The following is a 21,382-nucleotide window of genomic DNA, read 5'->3' on the forward strand; positions in this document are numbered from 1 at the left end:
CGGGGAAAAAGCACATCGCCGTTACGAAAAATATGATCGTTACACGTACGAACAAAAAATGAAGCAGTTTTCGGATCGCAGTGCACAGGCACGCATCCCATATTACTTAGCAACAGTAATTACTGTACCTTTTGTTAGAGGGTTACCGTTAACATCTGCACCATCAGTAGAATCTAATACTTTCACTGTGATAGTGCTGCTTGCTAATTGTTCAGGAGTAATAGGTGAGCTTAATTGTAATTGAAGCTTGTTGTCATTTGCTGTAGCTCCTGTAACAACATTAGCAATAGTGCTCTTAGCACCATCAATATATACTTCAAAGTCATTACCTGCACCTGCAGCTACTAAGTTAGCATCTGCTACAGCTTCAGTGAATGTTAATTCAATTGTTGTTCCGTCAATTACAACTCCAGAGCTTAGGAGTGGTTTTACATTTTCTACAAATGGCTCAGTTGAGCTATATGCATTAATTGCAACACCATTTTCTCCAGTTACAGCATTTGAAATCTGGAACGAACGGTCTCCAGTAAGAGTAATAACTCCTTCTTTAAGAGTAAGTTTTACTAGAGTTTTGTCTCCAACAAATACTGCTGATTCAAATACCTTTTGACCATCAACAGTATAATTATCAGGATTTACAGCAGTTGAGTTCATTGATTTTGAGTATTTAACATATACAGTATTTCTTTCAACTGTAGCTGGACCACCAACTGCAGTAGCATTTTCACCAGGGATAAATACGTTGCTAACAGTTGGTCTTGTAGTGTCAGCAGAACCTGTTAATGTAAACGTGATTTCTAAATCTTGAGTTCTAGCTGTAGTTCCGTCAGAGATACCTGCAGCTGGAATAGTTAATTTATAATTACCAGCTTCTTTTCCAGTAACTTTAATCTTAATTGTATTACCTACAACGGAGATATCAGTACTTTCATTTAAAGCTGCTGAACCAAATGTTTTTAAAATGTTTTCAGGAGTTGTGTATGTTCCAGTAATATCAACAGCTTGGATAGCAGCTAAACTTGGAGCTTCATTGAATGTCAATACAACATATGTGTCTGTAGCATCTGAAACAACCTCAGTTTTTTCCAATACTGGAGCACTAGCTGCAAATGCAACTGCTTTTGTAAAAGTATCTCCAACGTTATTTGATAAATCTGTATAACCGCTGATTGATACTGAATGAATTCCTGCAGTAGTTAATCCAGCTTTAGTAATTGTTAAAGTATTTGTTTCAGAATCAAATGTTTGAGTTGCACCAGTAACCGCTACACCGTCAATTGAAACGTTAGCATATACACCAGCACTAATTTGTTTTAATTTTTCACTAAATTTAACTTTAATTGTATTTAAATCTACAGTAGTGATTGATTCAATTACAGGTTTTACTTGTTCACTAACAGTAGATTTAACAAAAACTTCTACTGGAGAAGGAATTAAGTTTGATGATTGGTCTTTTGCACCTACAACTACTACTCGGTATTCTTTATTAGTAGTTAAACCAGAGATAGAAATTTGGTTTGAGTTAGCATTATGAGTAATTGTTAAAGTGCTAGTTACATCTGTATTTCCATCATAAACCTTTACAGTACCAGGAGTGCTTAAATCTTCTGAGAAATTAAGAACAGCAATTCCAGCTTCTGGATAAGTTACACCAGTAAATGTTGGCTTAGTTGTATCACTGAAAGTAATAGTTTTAGTGAATTTCTCTGTTTTCTTAGTAGAATCAGCTTTTGTTTCTACTTCGTTAACGATAGCAACGAAAGTTGTATCGTTTGCAATAGCCTTATTTAAAGTTAGTACAACTGTTTTCCCATCAGCCTGTAAAACTGGTGTCCAAGTAGTACCACTTGTTAAACCTACAAAATTATAAGTTGCAGAGTTTTCAGCTGTAGTTTTGTTAACTTCCTTGTTAAATTTAACTTCGATTTTTTTAGCATTAATCGCACTTACACTTTCAACCTTAGGCGTTACAACAGGTACATCAACTTTCGCTTTGTCTGTTGTTTGACCTTTGTAAGATACGTTGTAAGCTTTACCTTCTTCTAAAGCTGTTTTTGTTTTGATTACAACAACTGTTGTTTTTGCTTCAGCAGCTGCTGCAGCTTTGATCGATACAGACTCGATTTCAACGCCTGCGATTGCGAAGTCTTCTTTTTTCACTTCTTTCAATTCGCCGTTGAATGTCACTTCTAATGTGTTAAGGTCAACAAAAGCAACACCTGTGATGTTCGCTGCTGTGACACCAACATTCATCGCACGAACAACGAATGAAGCGAATTGACCGCGTGTTACGTTTTGTTTTGGCATGAATTCTGTGTTTTTCGTTACGCCGTTTGCTTCTAATGTTTGGATGTATTCACGCGCCCATGAACCCGCTTTGTCAAGGTCAGTTACTTTTGTTGTGTGGTTTGCAGGTTTTGTTAATTTGAACGCTTCAACAACAACTTTCGCCATTTGTTCGCGTGTGATGTTTGCGTTCGGGTTGAAGTTACCCTTCTCATCACCAGTCATAATGCCTGCAGCTTGCACGATCGCAACTGCTTCTGCTAATTCAGCTTTTTCTGCTGGAACGTCTGGGAAGCCTGCACCTTTTTGAGTAACGCCTGCATCTTTTAAGATGCGTGAGAAGATGATTGCCGCTTCACCGCGTGTTAACGATTTGTTTGGTTTAAATGTACCGTCTCCGTATCCTTTGATGTAACCTTTTGCTACTAATGTAGCGATGTCATCTGCATGTACGCTTCCTGCTACGTCTGTGAAAGAAGCGCTTGCGACTGGTGCGATCGCTGAAGCAACAACTGCCGCAGAGACTGTACCAGCTAAAAATTTGCGATAAGACTTTGGTTGGTAAGCCATCGACTTATTTCCTCCTTTTTGTTTCTCTTTCTATTTGTTTTAGCTAAATTTAAGAGATATGTACGTTCTCTCTATGAAACTCTTAAACTTAGCGAGTGAACGACTACAAACTACATTATAATTTTTTCCATGATTAAAGTCAACCATTTTTTTCAACAGTTTTTCTTTGTTGGAATAACAAAACTATTCATTATGTAGCCTTCCACCTATTCACCATTTTACCGAATGTTCGACTTTTTTCAATACCTTCCTACGTAACTTTTTGACAAAAACTTTTGTTACATAACTGTAAAGTTACGATTCTCCTATTTATGATACACTTGGAATTGTGTAAAAATGTCGAAAATATAAAAATAATGACGGAGCGAGGTGTGACGGGTGAGGCGGTTTGTTTCAGCATTGCTTTTGTTTTTTCTTTTCCCTTCCTTCGCTTACGCAAGCGATAGCTACGATCGGCTCGTTCCATTGGCGAAAAAATACGTCGGTGTGCCGTATCAGTTCGGGGGAAGTTCAGAAAAAGGATTTGACTGTTCCGGGTTTACGCGTCATGTGATGAGCGGCGTTGGCGTCACGTTAGCGCGCACGACAGCGGAGCAATATAAACAAGGAAGTGCGGTGAAAAAAGGAGACTTGCGTGTCGGTGATCTCGTCTTTTTTGAGACGTATAAAAAAGGTCCGTCACATGCAGGCATTTACATCGGAGACAACGAGTTTATTCATGCAAGTTCATCGAAAGGAATTGCTGTTTCTTCATTAGATGATTCGTACTATAAAAAGCGATACATAGGAGCAAGACGCGTGCTCGCTTATGAGCAGGCAGCTGGTCAATTCGAAGATATCGGAAATGACTTTTGGGCAAATAAAGAAATTGAAGCGTTAGGAAAAAAAGAAATTGTGCTCGGGTATGCGAAAAGTTATTTTAAACCTGATGAAATGATGACGCGTGCTGAAGCTGCAGGGCTAATCGCAGCGTATTTCGACTTCAATATGAACGATCGGAAGAAAACGTTCCAAGACGTGCCGAGCGACCATTGGGCAGTCGGTGCGATTAACGCCCTTGTCAAAGAGCGAATCGTCGATAAACAGATGACGGCGTTCCGACCGAATGAGCCGTTAACGCGCGAGCAGTTAGCGATATGGTTTGCGGAAGCGTGGAAGTTAAAGCGCGGGGCGGATGTTCCGTTTGCCGATGTAAAAGAAACAGATGCGGCGTATGATGCGATTGAAAAGCTTGTCGCATCAGGCATCGCGAACGGATATGAGGACGGCACATTTCGTCCAAAAGAAACGGTGACGCGGGCGCAGTTTGCGGTGTTTTTATATCGTGCGATACATATGAAATAGCGATGAAGGACAAGCCTTCCTCGCTATTTTTTTTGCAATGTCCGACTGAGAAAGAGCGCAAACTGTCCACGTGTCACCACGTCGTTCGGGCGATACGGATTGTTGATCGTAATTTGATTATAAAACAACGTATTGATCGCTCCATACGCCCAATGAGAAAAAGGAACATCAACAAACGATTGATTCGTCGTCGGCTGTTCGTACACATCGGCATATACCCTCGTTAAAATCGCTGCCATTTGGGCGCGAGTAATATAGTCATTCGGATATAGTTTTCCGTTATATCCCGTCAGCAGTCCGTATGATTCAGCAATCGCCATCTCTTTATACCACGGATCGGTCGGTTTGACATCTTTTGCTTTCACGACATATCCTTCAGGAAGCGTTAATTTCAGTTCACGAATCAGCATAAGCGCGGCATGGCGACGGAGTAATCGTTCATTTGGACGATACGTTCCATCTGGGTATCCTGCTACAATACCTCGTTCATAGAGGAGTTGGGCAGCTTCTTGCAATTCCTCCCCGACGACGTCTGGAAAAAGTGGCGGGGTAGAAACAAGCGAATCGATCGTTCCATACGTTACACGTAACGTCGCTGAGCCGCGATTAAATCCTTTTGTTGTCGGTTGTACGACGCGAAATAACGCTGTATCAACAAGCGTTGCTCGAAACAACCATGATACTTGGCTACTTAGTTTCGTCCCATCGTATACCGTCTCGTTAACTCCTTTTGGCACGCTTCCGATATAAACAGAAGCGTAGCGCCCTTCCCCGTCTTGCGCATTCACGTAGACGGTCGCATCAGCATATGTGTAAAGCTTGAGCGCATATACGTTATTTTTCACCGTATAGTTTGTCAGCAGCAATGGAAGCAGCGGGCTCGGTTCGTACGGAGCACCGAGTTGATTTTTCCAATACGTTTGTAAAGCTGGAAGCTCAAATGGTGTTGGAAGATGGACGTTCATTTGCATATGTCCTTTTAACGCATTGGATGAACCGAACAGTTGCACGTAATCTTCCGCCAATATTTCAGGCATATACCACTCGTATTCTCCATTCCCGTCCACATGTACAGACGGATAACGAAACAATTCACGCGCGGCAGCATATTGCGACTGCAGCCATTCGTTCGGGCGTCGCTGTTCTTTATTCAACAAATAATAATACGTAAAATGATGCCCATACTCATGTGCGAGCGTCGTTGCCATTTGTTCGACGGTCGTCCATTCATTCCCTCCATATAAATGAATGTAGCGATTCGGAAGCAGCGCAAGTTTCGGACTGACTTGATATTGCGCAAAATATTGTCCGAGCACGTTTCCGCCTGCGGGATAGTCTGGGAAAACTTTTACGCTTCCGAGTAACGAAAGCTCCGTCCCATGTTTATTTTTTAGCAGCTCTTGTTCAAGCTGAGCAAGTTTCGTTGCATTCCAATAGACGCTATAGCTTTCAAATGTGACGCCACTCGTTCCTTTATAACGGGCAATGAGCGGATAGTAATCTTCATACGCTTGCGCTTTCGCTTTATTCGTTAAATCAACGACATCGGCATGCGCTGGCGTTTGAAAAAAGAACAAAAAAACGAACATAAACAAGACGAACGGCATACGACGCATATCGACCACCTCATTCTATCAATCTACATTTATCTTAACACGGTTTCGTACATCACGTAGCTGGAAAATGATAAAGGCTGCCTAATTACAGACAGCCTTTATGTCATCTATTTTTTTATAATCGAGAGCGTGTATGGGTTGGCGTTTGGCCGAGCAAGCGATTCTTCAACGACGACATAGTACGTTCCTTTTTTCAACGAAAGCGTGCCGATTTCCCCGTCTCCATCACCGTAATGGTCGTACGTTTGAACGATCCGTCCTTTCGCATCAAAAATCGACATGACCCCATCCATCGTGCCTGGTACGTCGAGTTTGAATGTAAATGTGCCGTCTTTTGCAACGACGAATTTGTATGCGTCTTTGTCGCCGTAATCAACAACGTTCATATACCCTTTCGCTTCGTACGTATTTCCTTTTTTATTTAGCGAAAGCGGTTTGGACGGCACGTTGTTTTTCATGACAGATGATGCATCTTCATCTTTTTGAGTGAGCGACTGAATACCAAAGTTATACGACTGAAGCGACAATCCATCCCACATAAACGAGTTGACGATAAAGAAATATCCGACATTTTTCTTCGCTTGGAACGAACCGTTTACGTCGTATAACGGGCTCCAACCGTTTGGATAAAACGTGACAGCTTTATTGTATTCGTCCTCGTCAATCGTCATATTTCCGTTCGTATCTTCAACAACAGATACGATTGGGATTAATGTGCCGCGCAACGCTTTCGGAAACGATGCGTTTTGTTTGCTTGGTTTTGCATAAAACGTCAACAGTTCGGTCGCTTTCCGATGTTTGTAGTAATAGTAATCGCTGTCGTTTGGAAGGACAAAGTTTCCTGTTTTCACATCGTTAACGTTTATAACAGTCGCCAAAATCGGTTCGTTATTGTTCTCGTTTACATCTTTCGGCGCATCCATAAGCTTTTTCGACGTGATGACATACGGATCGGCAACTGGCTGATAGTAGTCGTTTTGTACTGACATGTAATACGTTTTTCCTTCTTCGAGAATGAGCGTCCAATCGGATTGTTTTTTCCCTGTCATCCAATCGAATGGCCAAAAATAGTTTACAGGGATAAGATCATCTTTTTTCCCATCGTATTCAAACAACATTGCTGACGGCATCATATCGTCAGGTGTTGCGAATGAAAATTGATATATCGCTGTTTTCGGTACCGTTAATTTGTAAAAATCTTGGTCGTAGCTAAATTGAATAAACGCCTCAGCGCGATCACCGGTGTTGTAAAGGCGTGCATTTTCTTTAATTTGTGCAACTTGTTCTTTTTCAAAGTAGCTCCAGCTTCCGTCATCGCCAATGATGATGATGTCGTTTGGCTTGCGCGTTTGTTCGGTCGCTTTCGCTTGTTCCACAGCCCCTTCTTCCGACGGCATCGGTTCACGCGCTGGGAAGTTGTCTTCATCTTGCGGGAGCGTAATCGCTTCAGCGCTTATTTGATACGGGATCGCTGAAGCGGTTGCTTCTTTTACTTTGTTGCTTGACATCGCCATATCAAGCAACATTGTATAAAATCCTCCCATCGGTTCGCTTGACGCTTCGAGCACATATTCGACTCCCGGTTGCGCTTCAAACGTCACCGTCTCCCCTTTGCTGACGCCGTTATTGTTTCCTGACGCGATCGGGAACGGAATTTCTTTATATTTTGCGTCTGGGTCGACTGGGCGATATAGTTCTTCAGCGAAATAAACGTTTAATGACGAATCGATGCCCGGCACAGCAGATAGCTGAAATTTCACCGTCGTCGGCTCTGCGACAGTAAAACGGAAATAGTCGCGGTCGCTTTCATTGTTTTCTGGAACGAACGTTAAGTTTTCTAAAGAAAACGGTAATTGTTCAATCGTCGCTGGGTTTTCTTTCGTCAAACCATCGTCCGCAAGTTCTGTAAACGACTGTACAGCTAACGTATATGTTGACTTTCCTTGTAAATTGTAGTTGCCGTTCGCATCTGTGACGCCGATCGCAAGCACACCTGGTTGTTTTGCTGTGAATAGTTTCGCTTCCATTTCACCTGCGCGGCCGTCATTCACTTGAATCGGCTTTTCAGACGTCGTTTTTCCTTCAGGATAGAAGCGGAAAACGAGCTTATAGTCGTACGTCTCTGCTCCTTCTAATAGCGCTTGCACGCTTTCACCTTGTTGGACGTTTACTTTCACCCAATGCATTTCCTCTGGCTTTGTGAACGAACCTTGTTTCACATACGGTTCTTTTGCGTCAATGACTGGCGCTTTTGTTAAAATCGTTTCATCATTCCATTTTTCTTGTTGCGGTACGTTTTTTATGTTATATTGTAGCGCTGCAACTGGATTGACTAGGCCGTTGCCGTACGTCAAGTCATATCCTTTTTCACCTAAATCCGTTGCGGTGCGCTCTAAAATCCATTCCACTTGATATGGTTTTAAATTCGGATATTTCGATAAAAGAAGCGATGCTACGCCTGCAACGACGGGTGATGCCATCGACGTTCCACTTAGCTCTGCAAAAGACGAGCCTTTCGCATAGTCGTAAATCGGGCTATATACGTCCGCCCCCGGTGCAACAAGGTCAACAGACGGGCCATAGTTTGAAAACTCAGCAAGTTTATTTTTGCTGTCGGTTGCCCCAACGCTAATGACACCTTCGTATGAAGCTGGAATGGAATACATATCGGTCGCTTCGTTCCCTGCTGCGGCAACGACGGTAATGCCAGCATCAATCGCTTTTTGAACTGCTTCCTCCAAAATCGGCGAGCTAAAATAGCCGCCAAGGCTCATGTTGATGACTTTTGCCCCTTTTTCAATCGCATATAAAATACCTTGGGCGATCGTATAATCGCTCGCTCCCCATTCCCCACCGAATACGTCAATCGGCAAAATTTTTACATTTGGGTTGATACCGTGCGCGCCAATACCGTTATTGGCATTGGCACCGATAATGCCTGCGACATGTGTCCCATGCACGTCTTTGATTGGCGCACCTGCTGGGTTAATCGCATTGTAAGCAGGGAGGAGGCGTCCTTTTAACTCTGGATGTTTCGTATCCATACCTGTATCAATGACCGCGACAGTCACGCTATGTTTTCCCGCGAGCTTGATCGCTTTGTCCACGTTTAATAGCGACAGTAAATACATATGGTCTGCTTTCGGATCAAGGGAACCGAGCCGTTTGTATGTAAAACTTGGGGTCACGCTTTTGACGGCTTTTAATTTTGCGTAATTTTTCATCACTTGCTGCATGTCTTTTCCTTTTTGTACGGTGACGACATCATATCCTAATTGTGGGAATGATTGTTTCAACGTCGCTCCTAAACTACGATGTACCGCCGTTGGAATTTTTTCATTGTACTTCACGATGAGCGTATCGGTGCTCACTTGGTTTTGTGCATCTTCGAACTTTTTGTACGCAAGTGAAGCCGATGCTGTCGTCGTTTGTTTTTTCCATTGCGCAATCGGTGCTTCCGTCGACGCTTGGGCGACCGTTGGTACGATAAGTGACGAAGCTAAACTAACAGATAATGCGGTCTTCTTCCACTTTTTCATAAAAAGCCTCCTTAAAGAGAATGTCATATATGTATTCGCCCGAACAAGCAAATACACCTACTATAACGATAAAAAACAAAAAAAGTTTCATATTTTGATAAATTTTTCTAACAATCTTACAATATCACCCAATAAACAAAAAGTAAAGAAATATTTTCCGGGTCGTGAAACATTTTGGGAACAATGGTATACTGTACGTTGAAACGATTTGATTTACAGCGAAGGAGAAGGTTCCCCATGTTGTCTTACATAAAAAAACTCGTAAACAGCGATGAAAGAAAATTAAAAAACTACTATAAAATCGTTGCGCGCATAAATGAACTTGAACCGACGTTTGAAACGTTGACAGATGACGAATTGCGTGCCAAAACAAATGAATTTAAACAACGGCTCACGCAAGGCGAAACGGTATTCGATATACAGACCGAAGCGTTTGCAACCGTTCGCGAGGCATCCAAACGCGTGCTTGGCATGCGTCATTTTGACGTTCAATTGATTGGAGGATTAGTACTAGCGGAAGGAAATATTGCCGAGATGGCGACAGGGGAAGGAAAAACGCTCGTCGCTTCCGCCCCAAGTTATTTGCGTGCGCTTGAAGGAAAGGGCGTACACGTCATTACAGTCAACGACTACTTAGCTCGTCGCGACCGCGAGTTAATTGGACAAATTCATGAGTTTTTAGGCTTATCCGTCGGTCTGAACTTGCCACACATGTCCATTGAGGAAAAAAAAGCGGCATACAATGCCGATATTACGTATGGCGTCGGCAATGAATTCGGCTTCGACTATTTGCGCGATCATATGGCATACAGCGTCGCCGATCGTGTGCAACGCCCGTTCCATTATGCAATTATTGATGAAGTCGATAGCGTATTAATTGACGAGGCGAAAACCCCTCTCATTATCGCGGGTAAAACAGGCGTAAGCTCGGAACTAAGCTACTTATGCGCACGCATCGTGGAACATTTCGTTCGTGATGAAGATTACGAATACGATGAAGAAACGAAAACGGTCAACTTAACAGAACGAGGCATTGAAAAAATCGAAAAAGGATTCGGAATCGACAACTTATATGACCTTGAACATCAAGTGTTATATCATTACGTCATTCAAGCGTTGCGCGCATACGTCATGTTTACGCGCGATGTTGATTATATCGTCAAAGACGGAAAAGTGCTGTTAATTGATATGTTTACCGGCCGCCCGATGGAAGGACGCAGCTTAAGCAACGGGCTTCATCAAGCGATCGAGGCAAAAGAAGGACTCGAACTAACCGAAGAGAACAAAATTCAAGCATCGATTACGATTCAAAACTATTTCCGTCTTTATCCGATTTTATCCGGCATGACAGGTACAGCAAAAACGGAAGAAAAAGAGTTTCAAACGTTGTACGGCATGGATGTCGTTCAAATTCCGACAAACCGCCCTGTTATCCGTCAAGACTTGCCTGACCGCGTCTTTGCGACCATCGAGGCAAAATATAAAGCAGTCGCCAAAGAAGCGAAGCGCGTACACGCGACTGGACAGCCAATGCTCATTGGGACAACGTCCATTTTACAATCGGAAAAAGTGGCGAAATATTTAGCGGAAGAAGGGCTGCCATTCCAATTGCTGAATGCGAAAAGCGTTGAGCAAGAAGTCGAGTTGATTTCGCGTGCCGGTCAAAAGGGGCAAATTACAATTGCGACAAATATGGCTGGGCGCGGAACAGACATTATGCTTGGAGAAGGCGTGGCAGAGCTTGGCGGATTGTATGTCCTCGGTACAGAACGTCATGAAAGCCGCCGCATTGACAACCAATTAAAAGGACGTGCTGGTCGTCAAGGAGATCCGGGACGTTCGCAATTTTTCATTTCGCTTGAAGACGATATGTTTCGTCGCTTCGCCAAAGACGAATTAGAAAAAATAAAAAAATCACTACAAGTGAACGATGAAGGAGAAGTATTAAACAAAGACATCCATGAGTTTGTCAACCGCGTCCAGCGCATTTGTGAAGGAAGCAACTTCTCAATCCGAGAATATAACTTAAAGCTCGATGACGTACTAAACGAACAACGTCGTACCATTTATACGCTCCGCAACCGCGTGCTTGCAGCTGACGATGTCATTCCAATTGTTGTTCATATGGTGCCATCGTTTCTTGAACGAGAAGTGGCTTATACATGTCCAGAAGATGTCATTCCAGAAGAATGGGACATCACACGTTTAGTAGCGACTGTTCAAACGGTAACAAACGAACACATTGATGTAGCTGGTGTCGTCGAGCAAAAAGAAGTGGAAGTAATCGTACAACAAGCTATCGCATCGTGGGAATCACGCGTTCACGCATTTACGTATACGGAAGAACAGCAATGGGCCTTAAAGCGCGCTTTACTCTCGCTCATCGACTTCCATTGGACAAAACATTTAGAAGCGATGGAGCTGTTAAAAGAAGGGATTGGGTTGCGCTATTACGGACAAGAAGATCCGATGCGCCAATATGCAAAAGAAGGGTTGGAGCTCTTTACACTCATGTACCACCGATTAGAAAAAGATGCTTCCCAACAACTTGCCCAGCTCATATCACAATAAGGAAGGAGATGGAACAATGTTTCCATTTTTCAAAAAGAAAAAACAAGGGGAAGATAGCACCGTTCAAGCAGAGCAATTATTTGACGGCGCAAGTGAACAACAAGATGAAGACGTGCATACGACATTATCGATTCATCCACTGATGTCACTAACAACCGAACAAAAATATTATTTTCAATATGTCAATAACGAATTACCACCGTTGAAAAAAAATCAAGTATCACTATCGGGGATAGAATGGAAAAAGGAAGGCGATCATTACGTTGTTACAGCGTTTGTCCGAAACAGCTTAGATCAGTCGATTCGTTTTGACCATATGCCACTACTGTTCATCGGACCAGATGGAAAAGTCATCGGAAGAAAAATATTCCCGATGAATGAACTTGGCGACATTCCGCCAAAAAGCAGCCGTCCGTGGCGATTTGTATTCACCACGAACGACTTATATACAGAAGACATTCCAGAAACAGGATGGAAATTGGCGTTTGAATTAAAAAAGCCACACCAGCTTGACTTAGAAGAAAGTTGGCAACAACATTTAAAAGAAGAAGATAAACAAAAGCTTGAACAGCTCGTGCGCTCCCTTACCCCACCAAAGCAAGGAGAGGTAAACGTCATGGGATTGCAAGCACTCATAAACAACGAAGGGAATTTAGTCGTAACACTACTCATTCGTAACGGCAGTGGTAAAAACATTACGTTTGAACAAATGCCATTAGTTGTCGAAGATGCATCGGGGGATGTTGTCGCACGCGGAGCATTCACGTTGAATTTGGAAGTGAAAGCAAATACAAGCAAACCGTGGACGTTTATCTTTCCAAAATCACTTTTACAAAAAGATGAATTTGATTTTTCTACATGGCGTGCCTATATTCCACAATAAGAAAAAGGGCTGATGATTCACATCAGCCCTTTTTCTTTGCCTCTGGCCACCAACCGCTCTCTATTGTAAACAGAAGGAAATAGTACTACAGTTATATTTTAGCATGATTTTTTATGTTTAACAAACATATTTTTAGTTTTTTTGGTATAAATTTTTCGTTGACAAACTTCCCTTATGTCGTTTTTCCACACGTTCAAAATAAACAATATTGAATTCTCTGCCCAGAACGAATGGAAACTGAGCGAAATGTACATAGGATGGCTCGTTCTTCAGCAGCTGTGAGGTCGTTCATCGGTGCGGGGATGTAACGCTTCTCGAGGTCATTCCAACGTTTCACACATATTTGCGCTTGTCCTTTACCAAAGAAAAACGTAATGACAATCATTAATTGATCGTCTACCGTTTTAAAAAATAAAAATAAATCGTCTTTTGTTGTGCACGTAATCATGCGGTAGCGCATCGGTTCAAGAGGCAGCTTGTTCACTGGTGAAATAAACTGAAGTGAGTCAGAAAAGTGAATGGGTTCGATTGTGCGAGATTCATAAAATGGAGGATTCGGCTTTTCTTTAATAAGCACCTCGCACGTTTTTCCTCTTTTTTTCGCTTCATGAACAATGAAATTGGAAAAATAAATATTCATCATTCATCATCCCCCTCAAGTTTTTCCAATGTATATTTTTACATTTTTCGAATATTCATTCAACTTTTTTCGACAAAAGGACTGTTTATTTTTGTTCTGAAAACGAACATTTTATTTGTTTGTTCTTAAAAAGAACAAAAAGTCCCCCTTTCTTCTTCTATCGTAAAAAGAAAAAGGGAATTTGGTGGAAGATGATGTTACAACATATCGGAGAACAAATTAGGCGTTTGCGCAACGCACACGATTGGACGCAAGAACAATTGGCACAGCGATTAAACGTGTCTCGTTCGAAAGTGAGTAAATGGGAAAACGGTGAAGTGCTTCCTGATTTGCAGTCGATTATCGACATGAGTGATTTATTTCGCGTCAGCACTGATTTTTTGCTCGGTAAACACCCGACAGATGAACAACTATTGCAAGAAGTACGATTAGCGTACGGGACAAATGACATGAGCGATGAGCAGTTATCCGTTATTCGCTACATGAATGAACAGCCGAAGCTTGCGAAACGACTATATGCGTTGCAGTCATTACCGACGCATAAACGAAAACGTTTGGAAGAGATCGTCATAAAGATGATCGATGAAATGATTGAAGCATTGAAATAAAAAAAGGGGCGTTTTCTGCCCTTTATTCAATGCCGATTAATTTTTTTAAACGATATACATCTGCTTCCGTTTGCCATTGCTTTTGTGCGTGCAGTTCAAATTTGTCATGCAGCTTGTCCACTTTTGTTTCTAACTTTCCGATGCGCACATGCAGTTCTTTTACTTCTTCACGTATTTCTTGTTTGAAACTTTCCATTTCTGCACGCATCTCTTGTTTGAAACTTTCCATTTCTGCACGCATCTCTTGTTTGAAACTTTCCATTTCTGCGCGCATCTCTTGCTTGAAGCTTTCCATTTCTGCACGCATCTCTTGTTTGAAGCTTTGCATCTCTGCACGCATCTCTTGTTTGAAGCTTTGCATCTCTTGTTTCAAGTTTTCTATTTCCCCACGCATTTCACGTACTTCATAAAGCAATTCTTTCACTGCTTGTAACACTTGGCTTTCCACGTTTCATTCACCCCTTTCATTTTTACCCCTAGCATACCACTCCCACCATAGCCGGTCAATTGAAAAAAAGAGGCTAGCGGAGAGGATGCTAGCCAAACTGTGAGGGAGCAGTAAGAGGACACATTTTGGAAGGAAGTTGAGAGGAATTGCTTTTTATCACCTCCTCGGTCTATATGATACAAAAATACAAAAATGATGTAAAATTTCGATTTTTTAATTTTCAAGCCGATTTTTTGATTTTTTCGCCGTTTTTCAGCCGTTTCTCGCAAAAAAAGTAGCCGAAAATTCAATTTTTACTTTTTCCTTTCTTTTTTTTGTTACATATTGTTCATATGATATAATAAAGGCAACTACTGTTGCGAGGTGGATGCGGTGAAAACATTTAAGCTCGTTGCCCTCACACTATTGCATGAACAAAAGCAAGATATTCCACTTATTGATGGGTTAATAATCAATAAAGAAGATGAAAACAAACAGTGGCTGATCGAAGCGTACGTCGAGCAAACATACCGCGAGCTATTTACATCGTTAAAAGAAAGCGGAGCAACGTTTGATGCGCTTGTGACCATTTCACGAAAAACGAACGATCCTGCCCATGTACGTGCGACCGTTCGCTCGGTAACGATAATGAGTGAACGAATGAGTGTACTAATGGATGCGACGCTCGTCAAACGGTCGAATCTGGCTGAAGTTGTGCTCGAAGATTTAGTTCAGCGCGGACTACATGGTGAAACGCTCCTACAACAATTTAAAGAACACATGCATACGAAAAGAGGCTGATTATCCAGCCCCTTTTTGTTTTGCAATGACAACGTATCGATTCGGCGCATCCCCGATCCAGCGAAACGGATAACATGTAATTAACGTAAGCGTCGGATGCGCTTTTGGGACGAGCACCGTTTTATCATCTGGCTTGACGATGCGAATATGTTGCACGACGTACGTCCATGTTTGATCGTTCGTGCGAATGACTAGCTCGTCTCCTCGTTGAATGTCGCCAAGCTGGCGAAATACCGTATCGCGATGTCCTGCTAAAATCGTATGATTACCTTTCCCCGGAAGCGCACTTCGTTCATCGTGCGCCACCCCTTTATTTAACTGTTGCAATCCTTCATAAATCGGCATGGATATGTTTAGTTTCGGCATAAAAAGTGTGCCGATCACATCACCTTGTTGTACAGTAGGTTGGTCGCTCCGTTTTACCGCTTCATACGCTTTATACCAACCGAACACATTTGCCCAAATGAACGATGCGCTAAAAAGAAAACATGCTATCGCAACGGCTCGCATCGTTTTCCCTTCTTCCATAACACGAAGCTTACAAAAAGTAGAGCGACACCGATCAATATGTTCAGCCCATACGAAGAAGCGGTTTTCGGCATGCGTGCAACAAGCAAACCACTTTCTAAATCAAGTGCCATCTTCCCAATGTGTGCAAGTTGTTCGCTTGCATCAATCAACACGCTCGAATTCATCCGTTCAGACGGAATATATAAATCGGCTACGAAATTTCCCCTTTCATCATACCATTCCATAACGACAGGGGCTGTAGCTGTTTCTATTTGTCCAAACGAAATCGGTTTTCGCCCATGTTCGTTTACTTCAAACACTTTCGCTTGCAGACGATACAGCGACAGCCATTCGTTCCAAAAGGTGAGCATGGCTTCCCGCTCTTTTTTCGTTAACGGTTTGGATAAGTCACGCAACACAAGCGTTTGTATTTGTTCGTCAAGGCGTTCAAGCGTTTGCTTCGCAGTCGGCGGAGTACGTTCAATCAATCCACGAATTTCGTTTTCCGTTAGTCCAATCGTCGCTAAAATATCGGTCATCGCTTGCATCGCATCGTAACGGTCGCGATAAAACGATAGCGCATACGATAAATCTTCAATAAACGTATATTGTTGCAGTTGTTCGCCAAATTGTCCGAGAAGCGCTTCCGCTTCTTCTTGCGTCATTTCATAACGCTGTAATAGGGCATCAAGCCGATCAGGCGTGATGGGTGTGCCTAATTGCTCTTTTAACGCCTCCAATGAAGAAAAATCATCGACCGTCATATTCCATTTCGCTAAATAACGCGTTAAATCGTCCATCGTCCAGCCAATATTTTGCACGTATTGTCGCAATGCTTCTTCAGAAATAGCTGCTTGCACAGGTGTGGCAACTAAAAAAACAAATAACCATAGCACGCGCATATGTTTTCCTCCCTTATGTGTGCTATGGTTATTTTGTTCGATTATTCCATTTTTATACGACTAGAAATATACTTCGTATAAGGCGCGCACCGCTTTTTCAACCGCATCTGCTTTGACGCCAAACATCATGCTCACTTCAGAGGAACCTTGGTTAATCATTTCAATATTGACGTTCGCACGCGCAAACGCTGCCGTCGCTTTCGCCGCAATACCGACGCTCCGCTCCATTCCTTCCCCAACGACCATAATAAGCGCTAAATCACGTTCAATCGACACTTCATCGACACGCAATTCTGTTACAATCCGGTCTAATACACGACGCTCGACATCACCTGCTAATTGTTCTTCACGTAAAATGACAGACATATTGTCAATGCCTGATGGCGTATGTTCGTATGAAATGCCTTCGTCTTCTAAAATTTGTAGTAGACGACGCCCAAATCCGATTTCTCGGTTCATTAAATATTTGCTGACGTTAATGCTACAAAAGCCTGTATCGCTTGCGATGCCTGCAACAGGGCGCTCGCGATGATCTCTCGTTGCAACGATCATCGTCCCCGGCGCTTCCGGGTTGTTCGTATTTTTCACGCATACCGGAATGCCACGGCGATACACAGGTTCAAGCGCTTCATCGTGAAACACCGAGAAACCAGCATACGATAATTCACGCATTTCACGATATGTTAATTCTTTTAGTTGGCACGGATGTTCCACGATCGACGGATTAACGCAATAAATGGAATCGACATCGGTAAAGTTTTCGTATAGTTCAGCGCCAACTCCTGCCGCAACGATCGAACCAGTAATATCCGAACCGCCGCGTGGGAATGTGACGATATGCCCTGAACGCGAATAGCCGAAAAAGCCCGGGATAACTAAAATGCCGCTTCTTTCTTTTAATTTTGCCAGTTGCTCATATGACTCAGGTAAAATTTGTGCATTGCCCGGCTCATCTGTGACGAAAATGCCGGCATCTTTCGGATTGACATAGTGCGCTTCATAACCGAGCTGACGAAGATAGTGTGCCATCAGCTTCGCATTGTTATCTTCTCCGCTCGCCTTTAATGCATCAAGCAAGCGCTCTGGTTGATCGTCGTACGTATCAATCATTTGTTGCAAGCTTGCCGAAATGACGTCTAAAATGTCACGTGATAAATGTAAATCGGTGACGATTTCATCATAACGTGCGACAACTTGCGCAAGCACCCCTTCGTATATGTCATGTTCGATTACTTTTTTTGCAAGCGTAATTAATAAATCTGTTATCTTCGTATCATCTTTGCATCGCTTGCCCGGCGCAGAGACGACGACAAATTTGCGCGCGTCATCCGCTGTAATGATGTTGGCTACTTTTTGAAATTGCTGTGCATTGGCAACAGAACTTCCCCCGAATTTTGCTACTTTCATATGCCATAACCCTTTCTTTCTATTTTTATTTCCTTATCATAGCATATCTTCAATCTCTTTTGTCAGAAAAATTTTTCAATTTTCGTATTCCTTCTTTGCACACACCATACGATAGCCATGAACAGCCAGCACAAAGCACATCTAGATCATCTGGTTCAACCGCTTGCTTCGTTCGTTCAATGAGCTCAGATTTCATATACACTTCGTTTTCTTCGAGCTGTAAATGGTTTAGTACACGCCGATCCATCGTCAGCACATGATCATTCGATTGTTCATCTGCTTCGCAACGGTCTACTCCATGGTGGGGACATGCATAACACGCTTCATCAAGGGCGGCGATGACGCGAATCGGGCCATCCGTACGGTCATCGCGCATAAACGCAACAATTTCGGTCATCTTTTCGACGAACGATTCACTATATCCCATGCCTTGAAAGCCGTGTACGCATAATAAATGATGTCCTCGCAACGTTCGCATAATGGTCCTCTTTTCTTTTTTATTCTCGAAATATTATACACTACTTTTCATAGTTATGCATCATTCTTTGTTGTAAAGTAACCATAAGCATCGCTGTTTTATACATTTTTCCTTCAAACGTTCCTTTTTGGATGTCGACAATGAGTTCTTGTTTATTTTTTAAAATGACTTTCGTTTTCTTTTTTTCATACGGTTGTATCATCTTGATGTGGGATGGTGCAATCCATATGCATCGATCGCTGTCAGGAGAACATGTTGGAAAGAAGTAGAGCCGAAGCGCTTCACAAACGGAGATCGGAACCATTTGCCGAATGCCGAGAATATGTTTTGCCGCGTGAACTTTTCCTTCATATGTACTTCCGTAGTAACGGCAGCTTTGTTGTATAATCTCTTTCGGCGATTGCTCTACTTTGTACGTGTTGTACAATTCGTAAACGATCGTCCCAAGCCGGCCGTATGAATCATATTGCGGCACAAGTGCAGCGGTCTCCTCCATAATCATGTACTCTTCCATCCGTTCCATCCAAACTCCCCCTCACAAATATATGTTCGCCATTATTATAATGAATTTTCATAATTTTAACAATAAAAATCCCGGAAAATGTCCGGGACTAAACAGTAAATTGTTTTCCTTTTTATGCTAAATGTTGCGCTTTATCGCTTAACGTTTGTACATTTGCGGCAATTTCTTGAACAGCAGAAAGTAGTTGTTCGTGGGCTGCTGCTGCCGTTTGTGTCTGCCTTTCTGCTTCTTGAGCGATCGTTTCCGTTTCTTTCATCGTTAAAGCTAGTTCATCAAACGCGCTCGTCATCACAGCAACTTTTTGAGCGACATCATCCATTTGAACCATGACGTCACTTGTCGTTTGTTGAATGCGATCAAACGTTTCATCCGCTTCGCGCGCAAGCACCATGCTTTTTTCCGATTCATGTCGCACATGTTGCATCGCTTCAACCGATTGTGCTGTATCTGTTTGTACTTCTTGCAATAGTTCGCGTATTTGTTTAGCCGATAACGCGGATTGTTCCGCAAGCTTCCTTACTTCATCCGCCACGACGGCGAAACCGCGTCCATGCTCCCCTGCTCTCGCTGCTTCAATCGCTGCATTTAATGCGAGTAAATTCGTTTGATCGGCAATGTTTGTAATCATCGTCGCCATTTGGGCAATGTCGGCGGAACGTTGATGCAACGCTTGAATCCATTCGCTCGATTGCGTAATAAAGCCGTTCATTGTTTTCATTTGCTCGATCATTTTATTCATAGCGGCCGTTCCTTTTTCCGCTTCTGCCGTCATCGCCCGAGCTGCTTCTGCCGCTTGTTGCGAGCGCGATAAAATATAATTTGTATCATCGACAAGCGTATAAACAGCTTCGACGTTTTGTTGCGCCCATGCGCGCTGTTTGCTCGATCCCGCTGCCACTTCTTCCATCGTTGCACCGACTTGTTCCATCGCCTGTGCTGCTTCTTCTGTGATCGCTGTTAATTCATGGGCGGATGCGGATACGTCGTGCGTCAATTGTTGGTTAGCACCGATCATTGAGCGAAATGAAGCAATAAGCGATTGAAATGACTGGGCAATATGGGCAAATTCATCGTTCGATGAGACGGACATTTGCACCGTTAAATCGCCGCTTGCCGCTTGCATGCTCGCCCGTTCGATCGCAGTAATTTGCTCCCGTACCGCCATATAAAAAGCGATGAATAAGTAAATGACAACCGCCACCGCAAGTGCACCCGCACTAATTGTCACCCACTTTTCAAACATGACGGCGCGATACTCGCTTTGCAAATGGTTTTGAAACGCTTGAAGCGAAAAACGAGCCAACTCATGCAGCTGTTCATGCGCATCGTTCGTTTTCTCGTATAGTTCAACCGACGTTAACGAAATTTGATTCGTTTGTAAAAATTCACGTTGCAATAAGCTTGTAATGCTTAATAAATCCGTCGAAATGATGTCGTTATATTGTTGTACTTTTTTGCGCATTGACGCATCGTCAACGAAAAGAGGAGCGGTTGCACGGCTAATCGTTTGCATCGCTGTTTCTAACGTATTGATCCAATAGGTCATTTTTGAGCGTTCAATTTCATACAACTCATCTTTTATTGTCAACTCTGCCGCAAACGACTGCGCCCCTCCGATCATTTCAGTAAGAAGCGGTACATGTTCAACAAAAAGACGTGCTAAATAATGATTGTTCATATCGTTGTCGAGCGATACGTGCGAACGGCTAGCAACAGAAAGCAACAGTTGATGTAAGTCGTAAATAAGGGCGTTATGGCGCTTCACCGCCTCGCTTGCCGTATACATTTTCCAATTATCTTGCACATCTTTCATTTGTTGTAATAACTGATTCCATTTTTCTTCCTCGATGAAGTCTGCTTTTTGTGCTTTATGGACGCTTTGTAATGTTTCCATTGATTTTTTCAACATCGCTTGCGCCTCTGCTACTTTGTCTTCTTTCCCATGTCCTAACAAAACGGTCGTCGTATATTCACGATGCTTTTGTATGCCGTACAGCGCATCTACCATCGGAGCGATATATGCAATTCCTGCGCTTTCTCGTTCAATTACCGTCGCTTTTTGCGTCAATAGCCGAACGTACAACACGCTAATCATAAAAAGAGTAAACATAAAAATGATTGCCAACAACATGAACTTTTTACTAAAAGGCAAGCGATTCAGTAACTTTTTCCCTAACGTAAACACCGCTGCATCCACGCTCCTTACGAAAACAATATGTACGTATTGTTTTTTATTTTATCAGACGATTCACAAAAATTATATAACAAAAATAAAAA

General features: G+C 42.6%; 16 protein-coding genes. 5 read left to right on the plus strand and 11 right to left on the minus strand.

Annotation, left to right across the window (positions count from 1 at the left end):
- Window positions 1-102: 102 nt before the first annotated feature.
- Entirely contained in the window at window positions 103-2,856 is a 2,754-nt protein-coding gene (locus BO219_RS13255; RefSeq protein ID WP_077429875.1) for an S-layer homology domain-containing protein, read from the minus strand.
- Window positions 2,857-3,234: 378 nt separating this feature from the next.
- Here BO219_RS13255 and BO219_RS13260 point away from each other — a divergent pair, with 378 nt between their 5' ends.
- Window positions 3,235-4,200, plus strand: coding sequence for a C40 family peptidase (locus BO219_RS13260; protein WP_077429876.1), 966 nt, complete (start codon window positions 3,235-3,237; stop codon window positions 4,198-4,200).
- Window positions 4,201-4,223: 23 nt separating this feature from the next.
- On the opposite strand, the gene BO219_RS13265 is transcribed toward BO219_RS13260, so the two are convergent.
- Both BO219_RS13265 and BO219_RS13270 read right to left on the minus strand, forming a co-directional pair.
- Window positions 4,224-5,816: an S-layer homology domain-containing protein gene (locus tag BO219_RS13265; RefSeq protein WP_077429877.1), complete on the minus strand. Its 1,593-nt coding sequence runs from the start codon at window positions 5,814-5,816 to the stop codon at window positions 4,224-4,226.
- A gap of 107 nt (window positions 5,817-5,923) precedes the next feature.
- Complete coding sequence (locus BO219_RS13270; RefSeq protein WP_077429878.1) at window positions 5,924-9,355, minus strand: S8 family peptidase; 3,432 nt, start codon at window positions 9,353-9,355, stop codon at window positions 5,924-5,926.
- 237 nt (window positions 9,356-9,592) lie between these two features.
- Here BO219_RS13270 and secA2 point away from each other — a divergent pair, with 237 nt between their 5' ends.
- A complete protein-coding gene (secA2, locus tag BO219_RS13275; RefSeq protein WP_077429879.1) occupies window positions 9,593-11,926 on the plus strand; it encodes an accessory Sec system translocase SecA2 in 2,334 nt (777 codons plus the stop codon).
- A gap of 16 nt (window positions 11,927-11,942) precedes the next feature.
- Window positions 11,943-12,809, plus strand: coding sequence for an accessory Sec system S-layer assembly protein (locus BO219_RS13280; protein WP_077429880.1), 867 nt, complete (start codon window positions 11,943-11,945; stop codon window positions 12,807-12,809).
- 193 nt (window positions 12,810-13,002) lie between these two features.
- Here the strand turns inward: BO219_RS13280 and BO219_RS13285 are convergent, their stop codons facing one another.
- Window positions 13,003-13,452, minus strand: coding sequence for a hypothetical protein (locus BO219_RS13285; RefSeq protein WP_006319994.1), 450 nt, complete (start codon window positions 13,450-13,452; stop codon window positions 13,003-13,005).
- 191 nt (window positions 13,453-13,643) lie between these two features.
- Here BO219_RS13285 and BO219_RS13290 point away from each other — a divergent pair, with 191 nt between their 5' ends.
- Window positions 13,644-14,057, plus strand: a complete 414-nt coding sequence (locus BO219_RS13290; protein WP_035019924.1) for a helix-turn-helix domain-containing protein — start codon at window positions 13,644-13,646, stop codon at window positions 14,055-14,057.
- 22 nt (window positions 14,058-14,079) lie between these two features.
- Here the strand turns inward: BO219_RS13290 and BO219_RS13295 are convergent, their stop codons facing one another.
- Window positions 14,080-14,505: a coiled-coil domain-containing protein gene (locus BO219_RS13295; protein WP_077429882.1), complete on the minus strand. Its 426-nt coding sequence runs from the start codon at window positions 14,503-14,505 to the stop codon at window positions 14,080-14,082.
- Window positions 14,506-14,877: 372 nt separating this feature from the next.
- Between BO219_RS13295 and BO219_RS13305 the strand changes: the two genes are divergently transcribed.
- Window positions 14,878-15,285, plus strand: coding sequence for a YwpF-like family protein (locus BO219_RS13305; protein WP_035019891.1), 408 nt, complete (start codon window positions 14,878-14,880; stop codon window positions 15,283-15,285).
- On the opposite strand, the gene BO219_RS13310 is transcribed toward BO219_RS13305, so the two are convergent.
- The 6 genes from BO219_RS13310 to BO219_RS13335 all read right to left on the minus strand — a co-directional run bounded on the left by BO219_RS13310 (window position 15,286) and on the right by BO219_RS13335 (window position 21,302).
- Entirely contained in the window at window positions 15,286-15,795 is a 510-nt protein-coding gene (locus BO219_RS13310) for a class D sortase (protein WP_077429884.1), read from the minus strand.
- Window positions 15,777-16,697, minus strand: a complete 921-nt coding sequence (locus BO219_RS13315) for a processed acidic surface protein (RefSeq protein ID WP_077429885.1) — start codon at window positions 16,695-16,697, stop codon at window positions 15,777-15,779. The genes BO219_RS13310 and BO219_RS13315 overlap by 19 nt, the downstream gene beginning before the upstream one ends.
- 60 nt (window positions 16,698-16,757) lie before the next feature.
- A complete protein-coding gene (locus BO219_RS13320) occupies window positions 16,758-18,104 on the minus strand; it encodes an aspartate kinase (RefSeq protein WP_077429886.1) in 1,347 nt (448 codons plus the stop codon).
- Window positions 18,105-18,153: 49 nt separating this feature from the next.
- Window positions 18,154-18,582 carry a DUF1284 domain-containing protein gene (locus BO219_RS13325; RefSeq protein ID WP_077429887.1) on the minus strand — a complete coding sequence of 143 codons (429 nt, stop codon included), beginning with the start codon at window positions 18,580-18,582 and terminating at the stop codon, window positions 18,154-18,156.
- A 40-nt stretch (window positions 18,583-18,622) separates the two neighbouring features.
- Window positions 18,623-19,105, minus strand: coding sequence for a competence protein ComK (locus BO219_RS13330; RefSeq protein WP_077429888.1), 483 nt, complete (start codon window positions 19,103-19,105; stop codon window positions 18,623-18,625).
- Window positions 19,106-19,217: 112 nt separating this feature from the next.
- Window positions 19,218-21,302 (minus strand): methyl-accepting chemotaxis protein, encoded by a 2,085-nt coding sequence (locus BO219_RS13335; RefSeq protein WP_077429889.1) that lies wholly within the window; start codon window positions 21,300-21,302, stop codon window positions 19,218-19,220.
- Window positions 21,303-21,382 lie beyond the last annotated feature (80 nt).

The sequence above is a fragment of the Anoxybacillus kestanbolensis genome (assembly GCF_001996285.1).
Classification (GTDB): domain Bacteria; phylum Bacillota; class Bacilli; order Bacillales; family Anoxybacillaceae; genus Anoxybacillus; species Anoxybacillus kestanbolensis_A.

Excerpts from the sequence above, each read along its gene's own strand:
- BO219_RS13315 (WP_077429885.1), bottom strand. The coding sequence starts at position 16,697 with ATGCGCGTGCTATGGTTATTTGTTTTTTTAGTTGCCACACCTGTGCAA.
- BO219_RS13330 (WP_077429888.1), bottom strand. The coding sequence starts at position 19,105 with ATGGAACGGATGGAAGAGTACATGATTATGGAGGAGACCGCTGCACTT.
- BO219_RS13320 (WP_077429886.1), bottom strand. The coding sequence starts at position 18,104 with ATGAAAGTAGCAAAATTCGGGGGAAGTTCTGTTGCCAATGCACAGCAA.
- BO219_RS13310 (WP_077429884.1), bottom strand. The coding sequence starts at position 15,795 with ATGCGAGCCGTTGCGATAGCATGTTTTCTTTTTAGCGCATCGTTCATT.
- BO219_RS13325 (WP_077429887.1), bottom strand. The coding sequence starts at position 18,582 with ATGCGAACGTTGCGAGGACATCATTTATTATGCGTACACGGCTTTCAA.
- BO219_RS13265 (WP_077429877.1), bottom strand. The coding sequence starts at position 5,816 with ATGCGTCGTATGCCGTTCGTCTTGTTTATGTTCGTTTTTTTGTTCTTT.
- secA2 (WP_077429879.1), top strand. The coding sequence starts at position 9,593 with ATGTTGTCTTACATAAAAAAACTCGTAAACAGCGATGAAAGAAAATTA.
- BO219_RS13290 (WP_035019924.1), top strand. The coding sequence starts at position 13,644 with ATGTTACAACATATCGGAGAACAAATTAGGCGTTTGCGCAACGCACAC.
- BO219_RS13270 (WP_077429878.1), bottom strand. The coding sequence starts at position 9,355 with ATGAAAAAGTGGAAGAAGACCGCATTATCTGTTAGTTTAGCTTCGTCA.
- BO219_RS13255 (WP_077429875.1), bottom strand. The coding sequence starts at position 2,856 with ATGGCTTACCAACCAAAGTCTTATCGCAAATTTTTAGCTGGTACAGTC.
- BO219_RS13280 (WP_077429880.1), top strand. The coding sequence starts at position 11,943 with ATGTTTCCATTTTTCAAAAAGAAAAAACAAGGGGAAGATAGCACCGTT.
- BO219_RS13285 (WP_006319994.1), bottom strand. The coding sequence starts at position 13,452 with ATGATGAATATTTATTTTTCCAATTTCATTGTTCATGAAGCGAAAAAA.